Raw genomic sequence first — 17757 nt, forward strand, 5'->3', positions numbered from 1 at the left:
GTAGACCGTGACTAACACAGAGAACCTGATCGCGCTGCTGGTGGCGGCGCCCCTGCTCGGAGCGGTGGTCCTGCTGTGCGGCGGCCGCCGACTGGACGCCGTCGGCCACTGGATCGGCACGGCGCTCGCCGCCGCGTCCTTCGTGGTCGGCCTCGTCCTCTTCACCGACATGCTGGGCAGCGCCGCCGGCGACCGCACCCTGACACAGCACCTGTTCAGCTGGATCCCGGTGGAGGGCTTCCAGGCGGACGTCGCCTTCCAGCTCGACCAGCTGTCGATGACGTTCGTCCTGCTGATCACCGGCGTCGGCTCGCTCATCCACCTGTACTCGATCGGGTACATGGAACACGACGAGCGGCGCCGCCGCTTCTTCGGCTATCTGAACCTGTTCCTCGCGGCGATGCTGATCCTCGTCCTCGCCGACAACTACCTGCTGCTGTACCTGGGCTGGGAGGGCGTCGGTCTCGCCTCCTACCTGCTGATCGGTTTCTGGCAGCACAAGCCCAGCGCCGCGACCGCGGCGAAGAAGGCCTTCCTGGTCAACCGTGTCGGTGACATGGGTCTGTCGATCGGGATCATGCTGATGTTCCTGTGGTTCGGCACCTTCGCCTTCGGGCCGGTGCTCGGCGGCCACGGGGAGGCCGGGCTCGCCGGTGCCGCCGGCGAGGGCAAGCTCACCGTGATCGCCCTCATGCTGCTGCTCGCGGCCTGCGGCAAGTCCGCCCAGGTGCCGCTGCAGTCCTGGCTCGGGGACGCGATGGAGGGCCCGACCCCGGTCTCGGCCCTGATCCACGCCGCGACCATGGTCACGGCGGGCGTGTACCTGATCGTCCGCTCCGGGGCCATCTTCAACGGCGCCCCCGACGCGCAGCTGGTCGTCACCATCGTCGGCGCGGTCACGCTGCTGTTCGGTGCGATCGTCGGTTGCGCGAAGGACGACATCAAGAAGGCGCTGGCCGGTTCGACGATGTCGCAGATCGGCTACATGGTGCTCGCGGCGGGCCTCGGCCCCATCGGCTACGTCTTCGCGATCATGCACCTGGTGACGCACGGCTTCTTCAAGGCCGGCCTGTTCCTCGGCGCCGGTTCGGTCATGCACGGCATGAACGACGAGGTCGACATGCGCCGCTACGGCGGACTGCGCACGTACATGCCGGTCACCTTCATCACCTTCGGCCTCGGGTACCTCGCGATCATCGGCTTCCCGGGCCTGTCCGGCTTCTTCTCCAAGGACAAGATCATCGAGGCGGCCTTCGCCAAGGGCGGCACCGAGGGCTGGATCCTCGGCGGCGCGGCCCTGCTGGGCGCCGCCATCACCGCGTACTACATGACGCGCGTGATGCTGATGACGTTCTTCGGCGAGGAGCGCTGGCGCAACGCCCCGACGCCGTCCCCGGCCGCACCTGACGTGGAGCCCGCCGCCGAGACCCGCGGCGAGGCCGGTTCCGGACATGCCGCTGCCGCGGCGGGCCCGCCCGACCCGCACGAGTCGCCGAAGGTCATGACGATCCCGATGATCGTGCTCGCCTTCGGGTCGGTGTTCGCGGGCGCGTTCTTCGGCATCGGAGACCGGTTCCTGAACTGGCTGAAGCCCGTCACCGGTTACGACCACGGCAACGCGCCGATCAGCGCCCTGACGGTCACGAGCGCCACGGTGGTCGTGATGGTCGTCGGCGTGGCGATCGCCTGGGGCCAGTACGGGCGCCGCCCGGTCCCGGCCGTCGCCCCGCGCGGGTCGCTGCTCACCCGGGCCGCCCGGCGCGACCTGCTCCAGGACGACTTCAACCATGTGGTCCTGGTACGTGGCGGTGAGCACCTCACGCGCTCCCTGGTGTACGTCGACCACACCCTGGTCGACGGGGTCGTCAACGGGACGGCGGCCTCGTTCGGCGGTCTGTCCGGACGGATGCGCAAGCTGCAGAACGGCTTCGCGCGGTCGTACGCGGTCTCGATGTTCGGCGGCGCGGCACTCCTGGTCGCCGCGACCCTGCTGATGAGGGCGGTCTGATACCGATGTCCTTTCCTCTGCTGACAGCGACGGCGGCGCTCCCGGCCGTCGGGGCGATCGCCACGGCCGCCGTACCGGCCGCGAAACGCACCGCCGCCAAATGGCTGGCCCTGCTGGTCTCGATCGCCACCCTGGTGCTGGCGATCGTCGTCCTGGTGCGCTTCGACCCGGGCGGCGACCGCTACCAGCTCACCGAATCACACGCCTGGATCGCGGAGTTCGGCGTCCGCTACGAGCTCGGGGTGGACGGCATCGGGGTCGCGCTGATCGCGCTGACCGCCCTGCTGATCCCGTTCATCGTCCTCGCGGGCTGGCACGACGCCGACCCCCTGGAGACCGGCAGCAAGCGATGGCGGCCGACGCAGGGCTTCTTCGCCCTGATCCTGGCCGTCGAGGCGATGGTGATCCTCTCCTTCGAGGCCACCGACGTCTTCCTCTTCTACATCTTCTTCGAAGCCATGCTGATCCCGCTGTACTTCCTGATCGGCGGCTTCGGGGACCGGGCCCACCAACACGGCGAGCAGGTGGCCACGACGCAGCGTTCGTACGCGGCGGTGAAGTTCCTGCTCTACAACCTGGCCGGCGGTCTGGTCATGCTGGCCGCGGTGATCGGGCTGTACGTGGTCGCCGGGAACTTCTCCCTCACGGAGATCGCCGAGGCGCGGGCCAACGGTTCGCTCCAGATGGCGGCGAGCACCGAGCGCTGGCTGTTCCTCGGGTTCTTCTTCGCCTTCGCGGTGAAGGCGCCGATGTGGCCGCTGCACACCTGGCTGCCCAACGCCATGCAGGAGTCCACCGCTCCGGTCGCCGTGCTCATCACGGCCGTCGTGGACAAGGTGGGCACCTTCGCGATGCTGCGCTTCTGCCTCCAGCTGTTCCCGGAGGCGAGCAAGTGGGCGACGCCCGCGATCATGGTGCTGGCCGTCATCAGCATCATCTACGGGGCGCTGCTCGCGGTGGGCCAGCGCGACATCAAGCGGCTGATCGCGTACGCGTCGATCTCGCACTTCGGCTTCATCATCATGGGCATCTTCGCGATGACCAGCCAGGGCCAGTCCGGGGCGACGCTCTACATGGTCAACCACGGGATCTCGACCGCCGCCCTGCTGCTGGTGGCCGGGTTCCTGATCTCGCGGCGCGGCTCCCGGCTCATCGCCGACTACGGCGGGGTGCAGAAGGTCGCGCCGGTCCTCGCCGGCACGTTCCTGATCGGCGGTCTGGCGACGCTGTCGCTGCCGGGGCTGGCGCCGTTCGTCAGCGAGTTCCTGGTCCTGGTCGGCACGTTCACGCGCTACCCGGTGATCGGCGTCATCGCCACCTTCGGCATCGTGCTCGCCGCGCTCTACACCCTCGTCCTCTACCAGCGGACGATGACGGGCCCCCTCAGGCCCGAGCTTGCCAAGATGCCCGATCTGCGGGTGCGTGAGATCGCCGTGGTCGCGCCGCTGATCGTGCTGCTGGTCTTCCTGGGCGTCTACCCGAAGCCCGTCACGGACATCGTGAACCCGGCGGTGAAGCAGACCATGTCCGACGTGCAGAAGAAGGACCCCCAGCCCGAGGTGGAGGCGGCCAAGTGAGCGCATCAGCCGTCCACAGCCTGTGGACAACTGCGGCCGACCCGATCTCGAGGATCGACGCGCCGAAGATCGAGTACGCCCAGCTCGCCCCCGTCCTGATCATCGTCGGCGCGGCGGTCGTCGGGATCCTGGTCGAGGGCTTCGTACCGCGCAGGTTCCGTTACCACGCACAGATGTTCGTCGCGACGGCCGCGGTCGTCGCCGCGTTCGCCGCGGTGGTGGCGCTCGCGGCCGCCGGGTACGGCACGACCAGGGCGGGCATCGCGGCGATGGGCGCGATCGCCGTCGACGGACCGGCCCTGTTCCTGCAGGGCACGATCCTGCTGACGGCCCTGGTCGGCCTGTTCACCTTCGCCGAGCGCAGGCTCGACCCGGAGGTGCAGGGCAACCGCGTCGACTCGTTCGCCGCGCAGGCCGCGGCCGTGCCGGGCAGCGAGAACGAGAAGAGGGCGGTCAAGGCCGGGTTCACCACCACCGAGGTGTTCCCGCTGCTGCTCTTCGCCGTCGCCGGCATGCTGGTCTTCCCGGCGGCCAACGACCTGGTGACGCTCTTCGTGGCCCTGGAGGTCCTCTCCCTCCCGCTGTACCTGCTCTGCGCGCTGGCCCGCCGCAAGCGGCTGATCTCGCAGGAGGCCGCGGTCAAGTACTTCCTGCTCGGCGCGTTCGCCTCCGCGTTCCTCCTCTTCGGCATCGCGCTGCTGTACGGCTACGCGGGCTCGATGTCGTACGCGAGGATCGCGCAGGTCGTCGACGGCACGATCCCGGAGGTCGACCCGGCCCTCGTCAACACCATGGGCAACGACGCGCTGCTGCTGGTGGGCGCGGGTCTGCTGATCATGGGCCTGCTGTTCAAGGTCGGTGCCGTCCCCTTCCACATGTGGACGCCGGACGTGTACCAGGGCGCGCCCACCCCGGTGACGGGCATGATGGCGGCGGCGACCAAGGTGGCGGCGTTCGGCGCCCTGCTGCGGGTGCTGTACGTCCTGCTCCCCGGCCTGCGCTGGGACTGGCGGCCGGTCATGTGGGCCGTGGCCATCGTCACCATGCTGGGCGGCGCGATCTTCGCGATCACCCAGACCGACATCAAGCGGTTGCTGGCGTACTCGGCGATCTCGCACGCGGGCTTCGTCCTCGCGGGTGTCATCGCGGCCACGCCGGCCGGCATCTCGTCCGTCCTCTTCTACCTGGCGGCGTACTCGTTCGTGACGATCGGCGCGTTCGCGGTGGTGACACTGGTGCGGGACGCCGGAGGCGAGGCGACGCACCTGTCCAAGTGGGCGGGGCTCGGACGCCGTTCGCCCCTGGTGGCGGCGGTGTTCGCGGTGTTCCTGCTCGCCTTCGCGGGCATTCCGCTGACCTCCGGCTTCGCCGGGAAGTTCGCCGTGTTCAAGGCGGCGGCGGAGGGCGGCGCGGTGCCGCTGGTCGTGGTCGGTGTGATCGCGTCGGCGATCGCGGCGTTCTTCTACATCCGGGTGATCGTCCTGATGTTCTTCAGCGACCCGCGGCCCGAGGGCCCGACCGTCGCGGTGCCGTCGCCGTTGACGATGACGGCGATCGGACTGGGCGTGGTGGTCACGGTGGTGCTCGGTGTGGCACCGCAGTACTTCCTGGAGCTGGCGGGCGACGCGGGAGTGTTCGTGCGCTGACGCACGGCGGTACGAAGAGGCCCGGTTCTCTCTGGGGAACCGGGCCTCTTCGCGTGCACGCCGAGCCCCGGCGGCGGACCCGGGTGCGGACCGCCTGGTCATGGTTCTCCGGCTGCGGCGCCCGTGAGGGAGCGGCGGCCGGGTCGGTGGGCCTGTGGAAAACCCCGGGGCTGTCGGTGCGGGCACCTATCGTGGGTGCAGCGGACGCAGTGGACGCAGCGGACGCAGTGGTCGAGGGACGGCTTACGGGGGCACGGTGACGAGCGGTAGTGGTGGGATGACTGTGATGGAGAGCGAGGCGCGGGCCACGCTGCAGCGGGTGTTCGGGTTCGAGGCCTTCCGCGGTGAGCAGGAAGCGGTGATCGAGCATGTGATCGCGGGCGGGGATGCCGTGGTCCTCATGCCGACCGGTGGCGGCAAGTCCCTGTGCTACCAGATCCCGGCCCTGGTCAGACCGGGTACGGGGGTCGTCGTCTCCCCGCTGATCGCGTTGATGCAGGACCAGGTGGACGCGCTGCGGGCGCTCGGTGTGCGCGCCGGGTTCATGAACTCCACGCAGGACTTCGACGAGCGTCGTGTGGTGGAGGCCGAGTTCCTGGCGGGCGAGCTGGATCTGCTGTACCTCGCGCCGGAGCGGCTGCGGCTGGACAGCTCGCTGGAACTGCTCTCGCGGGGGAAGATCTCCGTCTTCGCGATCGACGAGGCGCACTGCGTGTCCCAGTGGGGGCACGACTTCCGGCCGGACTACCTCACGCTGTCACTGCTCGGGGAGCGCTGGCCGGACGTGCCCCGGATCGCGCTCACCGCGACGGCCACGCACGTCACGCACCGGGAGATCACCGAGCGGCTGGCCATGCCGGACGCCCGGCACTTCGTGGCGAGCTTCGACCGGCCCAACATCCAGTACCGGATCGTGCCGAAGGCCGACCCCAAGAAGCAGTTGCTGGACTTCCTGAGCGAGGAGCACGCCGGCGACGCGGGCATCGTCTACTGCCTCTCCCGCAACTCCGTCGAGAAGACGGCCGAGTTCCTCAGCCGCAACGGCATCGAGGCGGTGCCCTACCACGCGGGGCTGGACGCGGGGACGCGCGCCGCGCACCAGGCCCGTTTCCTTCGGGAGGACGGCCTGGTCGTGGTGGCGACCATCGCCTTCGGGATGGGCATCGACAAGCCGGACGTCCGGTTCGTCGCCCATCTCGACCTGCCCAAGTCCGTCGAGGGCTACTACCAGGAGACGGGCCGCGCCGGCCGCGACGGGCTGCCGTCCACGGCCTGGATGGCGTACGGCCTGGGCGACGTCGTGCAGCAGCGCAAGCTGATCCAGTCCGGCGAGGGGGACGAGGCCTTCCGGCGGCGGGCCGCCCGGCATCTGGACGCGATGCTCGCACTGTGCGAGACGGCCGGGTGCCGGCGTGCCCGGCTCCTGGCCTACTTCGGCCAGGACGACGCGGCCCCGGGCGGCTGCGGCAACTGCGACACCTGCCTCACCCCGCCGGAGACCTGGGACGGCACCGTCGCGGCCCAGAAGGTGCTGTCGACGGTGGTCCGGCTGCAGCGGGAGCGCGGGCAGAAGTTCGGCACGGTGCAGATCGTCGACATCCTGCTGGGGAAGCGCACCGCCAAGGTCATCCAGTTCGACCACGACCAGCTGTCCGTGTTCGGGATCGGTGAGGATCTCAGTGAGGGCGAGTGGCGGGGCGTGGTCCGGCAGTTGCTGGCCCAGGGGCTGCTGGCGGTCGAGGGCGAGTACGGCACGCTGGTGCTGACCGAGGCCAGCGGGGCGGTGCTGCGTCGCGAGCGGGAGGTGCCGCTGCGCAAGGAGCCGAAGAAGCCGGTGACTTCCCGGTCGGGGGCGTCGGGGACGTCGGGTTCCGGGCGGGGCAAGGCCAAGGCCGTCGCGGCCGAGCTGCCCGAGGAGCTCGTGCCGGTCTTCGAGGCGCTGCGCGCCTGGCGTGCCGAGCAGGCCCGCGAGCAGGGTGTCCCCGCGTACGTCATCTTCCACGACGCCACGCTCCGGGAGATCGCCACGGTCCGGCCCGGTTCGGTGGCCGAGCTCGGCGGGATCAGCGGGGTGGGCGAGAAGAAGCTCGCGACGTACGGGGAGGGTGTGCTGAGGGTGCTGGGGGAGCTGGGCGGGCGGCCGGGGACCGAGGCCCGCGCCGGGTCGCAGGACGCGGCTGCGGACGCCATCGGTTCCGCGTCGGACGACTGGCCCGAGCCGGACGCCGAACCGGAACCGGACGACTGGATGTAGTCCGTCGCCGGCCTTTCCGGACAACACGCTCAGGGCAGGGCGGTGAGGCCCGGGGCGAAGGTGATCAGCAGGGGGAGGAGGGGGACCAGGGCCGCCGCTGTCGTCGTCAGGGCGCGGTCGCGGCGGCCGAGGCGGGGCGGGGGCTTCAGCAGGCGGTCGACGCGTTCGCCGAGCAGGCGGTGGCTGGAGGCGCAGGACAGGACGCCACGGTGCTGGTTGAGCTCGATCAGCGCCAGTGCCGTGGTCAGGTGGCCGCAGCGGCGGGAGGCGGTGTCGTCGGCGGCCAGTTCGACCAGGCGGTGGGTCTGGTCGCAGAAGTGGGTGAACAGCGGGACGCGGGGGAAGCCGGTGGCCAGAGCGGTGGAGAGGTGCAGCAGCCAGTCGTGGTGGGCGCGGGCGTGGCCGCGTTCGTGGGTGAGGACGGCGTCGATCTGGTGGTCGGTGAGGCGGCGCAGGGCACCGGTGGTGACGATCAGCTGGGGCGGGCTGCCCGGCATCCACCACGCGTCGGGGTACTCGTCCTCCAGCACCAGCAGGGGGCCGCGGGCGGAGGGGAGACCGGCGGGCAGGTCGGGGGCGCGTTCCAGCAGTTGTGCGCGGGCCTGGGCACGGCGTCGGCGGGCGTCGGCCAGTTCCCGTACGAGCATGGCCGTGGTCCAGGCGGCGCCGCAGGCCAGCAGCAGGGTGAGGGCGGCCGTCCACGGCGGGGCGGCGGACAGGTCGTAGGCCGCGGTCACCGCGGGCGGGGCCGGCGCGAAGAGCTGGGCGCGTACGGTGCCGAAGACGGCCGCGGCGCCCAGGGCGAGTGCGGTCACGCAGCACAGCAGGACCGTGGCGACCAGACACTGCCAGACCCACAGGGCGACCACCGGTTCCCGCTCCGGCCAGTCGGCCCGGGTCAGCGCGCGAGGGACGGGCCCGGCGGCCGTCACGGCGACAACGCTCAGCAGGAGCAGGCAGAGGGTCATGCCAAGGGCTCCGGATCCTGTCGGCAGAGGGGGACTTCGGATCGTGCGGACATGCGGGAGCCGCACACCGCCCGACGCCAAGTATGACGGTGAAGGGCGGTGTGCGGCAGGGGGGCGACGGAGATCGGAGAGTGCGCGGAAGGACGCCCTGCGGGAGGCGACCCCGGGGCGGGTGGAACGGGCGGGGCGGGTGGGATCGACCCGGCCCGGTCGCCGGGGTCAGCCCGCGGGCGTCACCCGCCCCGTGACCTCGCCGAGGCCGACGCGGACACCGTCCGGTCCCGGGGCCCAGGCCGACAGGGTCACCACGTCGCCGTCCTCCAGGAACGTCCGCTTTCCGTCGGGGAGTTCGAGGGCGTCCCGCCCGTTCCAGGTCAGTTCCAGCAGAGACCCGCGTTCCCGCTCGGCGGGGCCGCTCACCGTGCCGGAGCCGTAGAGGTCGCCGGTGCGCAGGGAGGTGCCGTTCACGGTCATGTGGGCGAGCTGCTGGGCGGCCGTCCAGTACATGGTGGAGAAGGGGGGCTCGGAGACGACGTGGCCGTTGACGGCCACGGAGATCCGTAGGTCGTAACCGCCGGGTTCCTCGTCCGTGTCGTCCAGGTACGGCAGCAGCTCGTGCGTGCGCTCCGGTGGCGCCACCCGGGCCTCTTCCAGGGCGTCCAGGGGGGTGATCCAGGCCGACACCGAGGTGGCGAAGGACTTGCCGAGGAACGGGCCGAGGGGGACGTACTCCCAGGCCTGGACGTCGCGTGCGGACCAGTCGTTGAGGAGGCAGAGGCCGAAGACGTGGTCACGGAAGTCGCCGAGCGGCACCGGTCGGCCCCGCTCGGACGGCGCCCCGACCACGAAGCCGACCTCGGCCTCGATGTCCAGCCGGACCGACGGGCCGAAGACCGGGGCCGGGTCGGTCGGTGCCTTGCGCTGCCCCGAGGGCCGCACGATGTCCGTGCCGGAGACCAGCACCGTGCCGGAGCGGCCGTGGTAACCGATCGGCAGGTGCTTCCAGTTCGGGGTGAGGGAGTCGGCCGCGTCGGGGCGGAAGATCCGGCCGACGTTCCGTGCGTGGTTCTCGGAGGCGTAGAAGTCGACGTAGTCCGCGACGTCGAAGGGGAGGTGCAGGGTCACCGAGGACAGCGGGTGGAACAGCGGCCCGACGGTCTCCCGGTGCGCCGGGACGGTCACCCAGGCCGTGAGCGCCCGCCGCACGTCGGACCAGGCCGTCCGGCCCGCCGCCAGCAGCGGGTTGAGGGTCGGTCGGGCGAGCAGGGAGGCGTACGGGGAGCCCAGGGCGTGTGCTGCCGCGCCGGCGTCGAGGACGTGGTCGCCGAGCCGGACGCCCACCCTCTGCTCCGTCGAGCCGGGAGGAGAGAACACGCCGTACGGCAGGTTGTGCGGGCCGAAGGGATCGCCCTCGGGGACATCGAAGGGGGGCATCGGGTGCTGCCTCGCTTTCGTGTGCGCAGGTGCTCTGGTGCTTCACGTGTCCGTGGTCGTGCCACACGTTACGGGTGCCGCGGTGGTCTTGGGCAGAGGCGAAGGGGCGGGTCCGGGGTGACGGGCGGCGGGGAGGCGGGTTCATGTGCCGCTTCCCCTTGCGTACCGGAAGTTATCCACAGGACGCGACGCAATCTTGACGGAGCGGTGCGAACGGGGTGACTCTGGGCGGGTGCCGGAAGGCCTCGGGGAGGGGGCGTTCCGATGGCACATCAGGGGGACGGATGGCCACAGGGGAGGCCGGTCCGGGCTCGGCGCGCTCTGGCTCGCAGTCGAAGAGGCTGGAAGAGGTCATGCGCGGCCGGCTCGGCCGGGAATGCGTGTACGTGCCGTCGTGCAGGTTCGGGCTGTTCGTGGCGTTGCGCCACTGGTGCCCGCCCGGCGGCAGGGTGTTGATGTCGCCGGTCAACGACGACGTCATCTTCTTCGTGGTGCTCGCGGCGGGGCTGCGCCCGGTGCAGGCGCCGTTGAACCCGCTCGACGCGTCCATCGACACCGGTGCCGTGCCCGACGAGGTGTGGGGCTCGCTGTCCGCCGTACTGACCACGAACCTGTACGGCAACCCGGATCCGGCACCGGAACTGCGGTCCCGCTGCGATGCGTTGGGCATCCCGTTGTTCGAGGACGGGGCGCACGCCATCGGCAGCGAGGTCGGCGGGCGGCCGGTCGGCGCCTGGGGCGATGCGTCTGTTTTCAGCCTTTCCAAGCATGTCGGCGCCCAGACGGGGGGCATCCTCTCGCTGGCCGACCCGGGCCGGAGCGCAGCGGTGCGGGAGGACTGCGCCGAGCTGCTCGCCCCACGCCGGATGGCGTCCGAACTCACCTATGTGGTACGGCCGTACGCCGAGGCCGCCGTGCGGGGGCTCGGGCTGCGCCGGGCGGCCTGGGCCGCGATGGGGCTGCTGGGACTGACGGAGCGTGAGGGGATCCGCATGCCCCTGCGTCCGGACGCGCTGGCCGACGCCGTGCGCTCCGCCCCGGATCTGGCCGCGCACGATCCCTGGGTCAGGGTCGACATGCACGACTACCGGCTGGAGCCCGGCCCCGTGCGCCTGCGCCGGGTCCGGCGCGGGCTCGGGCGGCTGGACGACGTACTGGCTGCCTCCCGCGCGGGCACGGAACTGCTGCTGTCGACGCGGTGGGCCCGGCCGCGTCCGGGCGGTGCGGCGCAGCCGCTGTTCCGGGTGCCGTTGCTCGTGGCGGACCGGGACGCCGCGATCGAGGCGCTGGCACGGCGCGGCATCGTCGTCGGCTACCTCTACGATCCGCCCCTGGACGACTACGCGGGAGCGGCGTTCACGGACCCGTCGCCCGCGCCCGAGGGCGCTCGCTGGTTCGCGCGGCACGCGCTGCCGGTGGACCCGCTGCGGGCACGGGAGGCCGTCGAGGTGCTGGAACGGTCCGGGGCACGGCCGGCCGAGCCGCCCGAGGCACGGGCCGAACCGGAGCCACCAGCGGCGCCGGGGTCACCAGCGGCACCGGAGGGACCGGAGCGGCGCGGGGTGGTACGGCCGGGGAACACGGCGAGAGGGCTGGGGCCGCCCCGTGACTGAGATCCAGGTGCACGAGCCCGCCGTGGTGCGCAGCGGCGCCGGCCCCGGACCCGCCGACCGCAGACCCGGCTCCGACTCGCTGTTCAAGAACGCCTACTTCCTGATGCTCAGCACCGGCGTGTCCGCGGTCCTCGGGCTGGGCTTCTGGCTCGTGGCCGCGCGCTACTACTCCGAGGAGGCGGTCGGCGAGGGCTCCGCCGCCATCGCCGCGATGCGGCTGCTCGCCAGCATCACCGCGACCACGATGATCGGCGCCGTGGTCCGCTTCGTGCCGCGTGCCGGCCGCGAGACGGGGCGCCTGGTGTGGAGTGTGTACGGGGCGAGTTCGCTGGTCGTCGCCCTGGCCGCGGGTGTCTTCCTGCTCACGCTGGATCTGTGGGGCGCGTCGTACGAACCGCTCGGCACACCGCTGGCGGGCGCGCTGTTCGTCGCGGCGTGCGTGGCGTGGGCGCTGCTCACACTGCAGGACGGGGTGCTCACTGGCCTGCGGAAGACGGAGTGGGTGCCCGTCGGGAACGCCGTCTTCTCCACCGGGAAGCTGGTCCTGCTGGCCGTCTTCGCGAGCGCGCTGCCGGTGCTGGGCATCTTCGTGTCCTGGGCCGTCGCGATCGCGTTCTCCACACTGCCGCTCGGCTGGCTGATCTTCCGCCGTCTCATTCCGCGCCAGGCCGCCGCCGACGGTGACCGGGAACCGCCCAAGGTCCGGGACATGGGCCGTTTCCTGGCCGGAGACTCGCTCGGCGCCCTGTTCAGCCTGGCGATGATCAACCTGCTGCCGGTGATGGTCGCGGTGCGCTTCAGCGCCGCCGACAACGGCTACTTCTACGTGGCGTACACCGTCGGCGGCACCATGGAGTTCATGGCCATCAACATGGCCTCGTCGCTCACCGCCCACGCCTCGCACGACCCGCGGCAACTCGCGGACGGCGTCCGGGGGGCACTGCGCCGGATGGCGTTGCTGCTGGTGCCGGTGGTGCTGGTGCTCGTGGTCTTCGCGCCGCAGATCCTCACCCCGTTCAGCGCGGACTACGCCGAGCACGGCTCGGCCGTGCTGCGGCTGCTCGCGCTCGGGGCGCTGCCCCGGGTGGTGGTGGAGCTGTACATCGGGGTGCTGCGGGTGCAGGGGCGCACCGGTGTGCTCGCCGCCCTCCAAGGGGCCATGTGCGTGCTGGTACTGGGCAGCGCGGCCGTGCTGTTCAGCCCCGCGGGGATCGCGGGGGCCGGGTGGGCGGTGCTGATCAGCATGACGTTGATCGCCGTCGTCTCGGTCTTCGGACTGCGGTCGGCGCTGCGCGGCACGCGCGACGGACCCCTGGAGCAGGACGGGCCGGACCGGGCCGGCCGGGCCCCCGCCGGGTCCGCCTACGGCACCCGCTGGGCGAAGCTGAACGCCACCGCCGGGTACGGCACGGGTCGGGCCCGCCGGGCCGCCTGCGAGGACAGGGGAGATCCCGGGCAGGACGGCGACGACACCGTCACGTTGTTCATCGGCCGCCCCGGTTACGAACGGGAGGCGCTCCAGGCGGACACGCTGGCGTTCATCGTGCGGTCCCGCCCTGCGGACGCGGAGGAGGACACCGGTCCCGGGACGGGGGAGGGGGGCGGGGAGTCGCCCACTCCACGGGACGCACCGGGCCGGGACGACAGACCGCCTGAGCGGCATGGACCGCATGAGCCGAAGAAGCACGAGGAGCGGAAGAAGCACGAGGAGCCGGAGGAGCAGAGGGAGGGGTCCGCACGGGACGCGTCGCGGGACGGCGTGGAGGACGCTCGCCCCGTCCGGTCCGGTGCCCACCGTGTGGTCCCGTCGCCGTCGACCGGTGACGAGACCGAGCGGCGCCTGCGTGACGTCCTCTGGGTGCTGCTCGGACTCGCCACCGTCGTCTTCTGGGTGTCGGTGCGCTCACTGCCCTGGTTCGGCGGATCCGGGCGGGAGGAACCGGGAGAACTGACGGGGCGCCTCTTGCTGGAAGGGCTGCCGCTTTCGGCGCTCGCCGCCGGGGGAGTGCTGCTTTTGGTCTTCGTCGCCTCGGTGACGCTGTGCACGCGACCCGACCCCTGGCTCCCCGGCGCCGCGCTGGGCTCCGCCCTGCTCGCCCTGTACGCCGCGCCCGTCGCCCTCGGCTGGCCACCAAGGCCGTTGGACGGGGCGTTGTACGAGCAGACGGCCACATTTCTCGCGGACGCGATGGGACTCGCCGGCCCCGAGCCCCTGCTGCGCTGGACACCGCCGGTCTGCCAGTTGCTGTGTCTCGTCCCGCTGTGGCTGCTGTCGGCGCGCGCGGGCAGCAGGCCGTCCTGGCCGGGACGCTGGGGGGCGCTGTACCTCGTCGCCGTGGCCGGCTGGGTGTGGCGGGACGCGCTCGCACCGGTGGCCCCGCCCCTGCTCGCCGCGCTGCTTCTCCTGCTGCCGTTCCTCCACCTTCCGCCGCTGCGCCTTGCCGTGTCGGCGACGTGGCCGCCCGACCGTGGACGACCGAACGGCTGAACCGACGACCGACCGAAACGACCGACACGTTCCGGAACCGAACCGCCAGGGGGGAACCACCGTGCGTCCGCCAGCCACTCCACGCGAGAGATCCGCGTCCGAGCCCGCGCCCGCGCCCGAGAGCACACCGGCGTCGGCCGCCCCCGCCGAACCGCATGCGCGGACCGAGTCACGGACCGATGCGCGGACCGATCCTTCCTCGGAGTCGTCGACCCCCGCCCATGAGCCCGTGACGGATCTTTCCGACCTGCCGCCCCTCTGGTCCGTGCCCCGTCTCCTCGCGTTCCGGCCCGCGGTACCGCTGGTGACGGCGCTGGCGCTGTGGCTGTACGCGGTCCGGCACACCGACGTGTCGCACCTCGACGACTACGGCCTGGTCACCGCGCTCCACCCGAGCTTCTGGGCCGGCCTCGCCGTGCTCACCGCCGGCTTCTGGTTCACGGTCCGCGACCGGCGGCGGTCCGGCGGCTGGCCGGCTGCGTACGTGCTCGGCCTGCTGGTGATGGAGCGGGCCACTCAGGCCGTGCTCTACCCGACCCCGCTGTACGCCTGGGCGTGGAAGCACGACGGCGTTGTCGACCACCTGCTGACGGCCGGCGGGCTCCAGAACGCCGACCAGGTCGGTGACATGGCGGTCTACGACCAGTGGCCGGGTTTCTTCGCCGCGCAGGCGGCGTTGGTGCGGCTGCTGGGCGTGGACTCGGCGGCGATGTACATGGCGTGGTGGCCGCTGGCGTCCAGCCTGATGCTGCTGCTCCCGCTGCTGCTGATCTACCGCACCTTCACCGAGGACCGGCGGCTGATCTGGACCGCGGTCTGGCTCTTCTACGTCGCCAACTGGGTGGGCCAGGACTACTTCTCCCCCCAGTCCGTCGCCTTCGCGCTGCATCTCGGCGTGCTGGCCGTGGTGCTGCGCAGGTACGGCCGTTCCGGCGCGGGCGGCGGGCGGCGCGGGCAGGCCGTCTGGACCGTCCTCGTCACCCTGCTGGTCACGGCGATCGTCATCTCGCACCAGCTCACACCCGGCATGCTGGTCGTGTCACTGCTCGCGCTGTGGCTGCTGCGCCGCCACCGTGACTGGGTTCCGGTGGCCACCACGGTCGTCATCTTCCTGGCCTGGTGTCTGACGGCCGCGCTGCCCTTCCTGTCCGCCGCGCTGCCGGACATGATCCGCGCGGTGGGCGACGTCGGCGGCAACGTCGAGACGGGGTACGGCACCACCCCGACCGGCACCGGGGCGGTGGCGACCTCGTGGGCGGCCCGGCTGCTGTCGGGTTCGGTCCTGCTGCTGGCGGCGGCCGGAGTGTGGCGGCAACCCGTGCTGCGGTACCGCGCGATGCCGTTGCTGGTGATCACGGCGGCGCCGCTGCCGATGTTCGTGGCGAGCAGCTACGGCAGCGAGATGATCTTCCGGGTGCTGATGTTCATGCTGCCCGGCGTCGCCTTCTTCGGCGCCGCCGCACTGCTGCCCAAGGTGCGTACCCTCGCCGCCACCGAGGCGGCGGCGGAGGCGGCGGCCGAGGCCCGCCGGAAGGGCGAAGCCCGTGCGCGCCACGGCTTCGGTTTCCGTACCGGCTTCGGCGTCCGGGTCTGGGGCCCGCTCCTGGTGCTGCTCGCCGGGACCCTGGCGTTCGTCCCGAGCTACTCGGGCAAGGACAGGATCAGCTACTTCCCGCCGCAGGAGGTGGCCCTGGTGCGGCAGCTCTTCGACGAGGCGCCCGAGGGCTCGCTGGTCGTCGCCGCCAACCGCAACTACCCGCTCGCCTACGCCTCGTACGGGAGTGTCGACCACTACTGGTTCCTCGAGGACGACCGGAGGCACGTCGACGAGATCGTGCGGGACCCGGCCCGCACCCTCGCCACCGACATGGCCGGGGTGGAGCGCCCCGCTCGGGCCTACTTCCTGTTCACCCGGAGCCAGTCGGCCAACTCCGAGATGAACGGGCAGCTCACCGGGGCCCAGCTGGACCGCGTCCGGGAGTCCGTCGCCGCGTCGCCGCGGTTCCGGCTGGTGGCAAAGACCGGTGCGGGAGTGGTCTACGAGCTGAGACCGGAGGAGGAAGCCGGAGCAGGGGGAGACGGGGCAGGGGAAGCCGGAGCAGAGGGGACGGAGCGATGACACCGCAGGACTTCGTGATCAGGATGCTCCCGCCGTTCGGCGGCTGGCTGGCGCTGGCCGCGCTCGCCCTCCCCGGCGGATCGCCGCTGCGGGGTGCGGCCGTCGTCGTCTTCCTGGCGGCGGGGCCCGGCGCCGCCCTGGTCGGCCTCTGCGGTCCCGCCCTGCGCATGCGCGCGGCGCGGGGACCCGTCGAGCGGCGCGCCCCCGACTTCGCCCGCCACTCCGACCTGCTGGAACGACTGATGCTGGTCGTGTTCGTCAGTCTCGGCGCGGTGATGATCGTCGCGACGGTGCTCATCGCCACCCGTGCCTTCAGCGCGCAGCGCGTGCTGTTGGCCCTGACGCTGCTGACCACGCTCGCCGCGTTCTTCCCGCGGCTGCGTGCCTCCCCGCCGAGGACACGGAAGGGTTCCGTCCTGTGAGGTTCGCCCGTCCCTTTCACCGTATCGCCGCCGCCCTGCGCCGCGCCCGGCGCTTCACCGGCACGAACACCACCGCGCACCCGGGGCCCGGCCCCGGCACCGGTCGGCACCGCACACCCGGAACCAGGCCGGCCGCGAACCGCCGGCGGTCGTTGATCACCTCCGCCGCGGTCGTCTGCGCGGTGCTGGTCGCCGTACTCGCGTTGCGCGACGCCTCCGGGCCGTCCGGCTCGGAACCCTCCGGAATGGGCGAGGAGTGCCGGCCCACGGAGCTGCTCGAACCGCCGTGCGGTGCCTGGTTCGGGGCGTTCGTGCCGCACGAACGGGCCGACCTGGAGGACAGGGTGAAGGCCTACGAGCAACGAGTGGGCCGCAAGCTCGACATCGTGTACACGTACCACGACATGTCCCTGCCCGAAGGCACCCGCAGGGAGGGGCAGTTGCTGAGCCCGGAGGAGCAACGGGTCGGCGAGGACCGCATGCTGCTGCTGTCCTGGGAGAGCAAGTGGTGGGGCGGCACGAAGGAACAGCAGCCGACGTGGCAGGAGATAGCCGACGGTGACCTGGACGCGACCGTGATCGACGTCCAGGCCCGGCGCGTCAAGGACTACGGGCAGCGCACCGGGAAGAAGGTCTTCCTCTCCTTCGACCTGGAGATGGACACGCGCACCCCGGACAACGGCACACCGGCCCAGTACGTGAAGGCGTACCGGCACATCCACGACCGGTTCCGGGAGCTGGGCGTGGACAACGTGGTGTGGACCTGGATCATCACCGGGTACCTGAGTCACGGTGACCTGTTCAAGGGGATGTACCCGGGGGACGAGTACGTCGACTGGATCGGCTACAACCAGTACAACTACTACCGCTGCCACAAGACGAAGTGGCTGACCTTCGAACAGACCCAGACGGCCACGCACGACTGGATACGCGAGAACATCTCCGCCGACAAACCGCTGATGCTCTCCGAGTTCGGCTCGGCGGCCGACGACTCGCGGCCGGAGCGGCAGGCCGAGTGGTATGCGCGGGTACCGCCCGTACTGAAGGGGCTGGACGGGGTCAAGGCCGCGCTCCAGTGGAACCACCGTGACCCCGGACCGCACTGCGATCTGGCCGTGGCCAACGAGGCGGCGTGGGAAAGCCTGCGCGAGGTGGTGTCCGACCCGTACCTGAACCAGCCGACGAAGTGACGTGACCGGGCGGCCGCCCCGACATGGCCGCTCCGGCA

Annotated in this window: 11 protein-coding genes; 9 read left to right on the forward strand and 2 right to left on the reverse strand. The window is 71.6% G+C overall.

Annotated elements, in window-relative coordinates; all coding sequences use genetic code 11:
* Positions 1 to 7: 7 nt before the first annotated feature.
* The 4 genes from nuoL (at position 8) to recQ (ending at position 7485) form a co-directional block, all read left to right on the forward strand.
* Positions 8 to 2008: an NADH-quinone oxidoreductase subunit L gene (nuoL, locus tag AB0I73_RS05365; RefSeq protein ID WP_363033971.1), complete on the forward strand. Its 2001-nt coding sequence runs from the start codon at positions 8 to 10 to the stop codon at positions 2006 to 2008.
* A 5-nt stretch (positions 2009 to 2013) separates the two neighbouring features.
* On the forward strand, positions 2014 to 3585 hold the full coding sequence (locus AB0I73_RS05370; RefSeq protein WP_363033973.1) for an NADH-quinone oxidoreductase subunit M: 1572 nt from the start codon (positions 2014 to 2016) through the stop codon (positions 3583 to 3585).
* A complete protein-coding gene (gene nuoN / locus AB0I73_RS05375; RefSeq protein ID WP_363033975.1) occupies positions 3582 to 5231 on the forward strand; it encodes an NADH-quinone oxidoreductase subunit NuoN in 1650 nt (549 codons plus the stop codon). The genes AB0I73_RS05370 and nuoN overlap by 4 nt, the downstream gene beginning before the upstream one ends.
* A 277-nt stretch (positions 5232 to 5508) precedes the next feature.
* Positions 5509 to 7485, forward strand: a complete 1977-nt coding sequence (recQ, locus tag AB0I73_RS05380) for a DNA helicase RecQ (RefSeq protein WP_363033977.1) — start codon at positions 5509 to 5511, stop codon at positions 7483 to 7485.
* Between the two features lie 29 nt (positions 7486 to 7514).
* Here recQ and AB0I73_RS05385 read toward each other — a convergent pair whose 3' ends face one another.
* On the reverse strand, positions 7515 to 8453 hold the full coding sequence (locus tag AB0I73_RS05385; protein ID WP_363033979.1) for a M56 family metallopeptidase: 939 nt from the start codon (positions 8451 to 8453) through the stop codon (positions 7515 to 7517).
* Between the two features lie 219 nt (positions 8454 to 8672).
* A complete protein-coding gene (fahA, locus tag AB0I73_RS05390; protein ID WP_363033981.1) occupies positions 8673 to 9887 on the reverse strand; it encodes a fumarylacetoacetase in 1215 nt (404 codons plus the stop codon).
* A gap of 284 nt (positions 9888 to 10171) precedes the next feature.
* On the opposite strand from fahA, the gene AB0I73_RS05395 reads away from it, so the two are divergent.
* The 5 genes from AB0I73_RS05395 (at position 10172) to AB0I73_RS05415 (ending at position 17719) form a co-directional block, all read left to right on the forward strand.
* On the forward strand, positions 10172 to 11500 hold the full coding sequence (locus AB0I73_RS05395; RefSeq protein WP_363033983.1) for a DegT/DnrJ/EryC1/StrS family aminotransferase: 1329 nt from the start codon (positions 10172 to 10174) through the stop codon (positions 11498 to 11500).
* A 22-nt stretch (positions 11501 to 11522) separates the two neighbouring features.
* Positions 11523 to 13988, forward strand: a complete 2466-nt coding sequence (locus AB0I73_RS05400) for an oligosaccharide flippase family protein (protein ID WP_363034033.1) — start codon at positions 11523 to 11525, stop codon at positions 13986 to 13988.
* A gap of 229 nt (positions 13989 to 14217) precedes the next feature.
* Entirely contained in the window at positions 14218 to 16107 is a 1890-nt protein-coding gene (locus AB0I73_RS05405; protein ID WP_363033985.1) for a glycosyltransferase, read from the forward strand.
* Positions 16104 to 16529: a hypothetical protein gene (locus AB0I73_RS05410; protein WP_363033987.1), complete on the forward strand. Its 426-nt coding sequence runs from the start codon at positions 16104 to 16106 to the stop codon at positions 16527 to 16529. Before AB0I73_RS05405 ends, AB0I73_RS05410 begins: the two co-directional genes overlap by 4 nt.
* Entirely contained in the window at positions 16526 to 17719 is a 1194-nt protein-coding gene (locus AB0I73_RS05415; RefSeq protein ID WP_363033989.1) for a glycosyl hydrolase, read from the forward strand. The genes AB0I73_RS05410 and AB0I73_RS05415 overlap by 4 nt, the downstream gene beginning before the upstream one ends.
* Positions 17720 to 17757: the final 38 nt, after the last annotated feature.

Origin of the sequence: Streptomyces sp. NPDC050388 (assembly GCF_040655635.1) — a bacterium.
Lineage (GTDB): Bacteria > Actinomycetota > Actinomycetes > Streptomycetales > Streptomycetaceae > Streptomyces.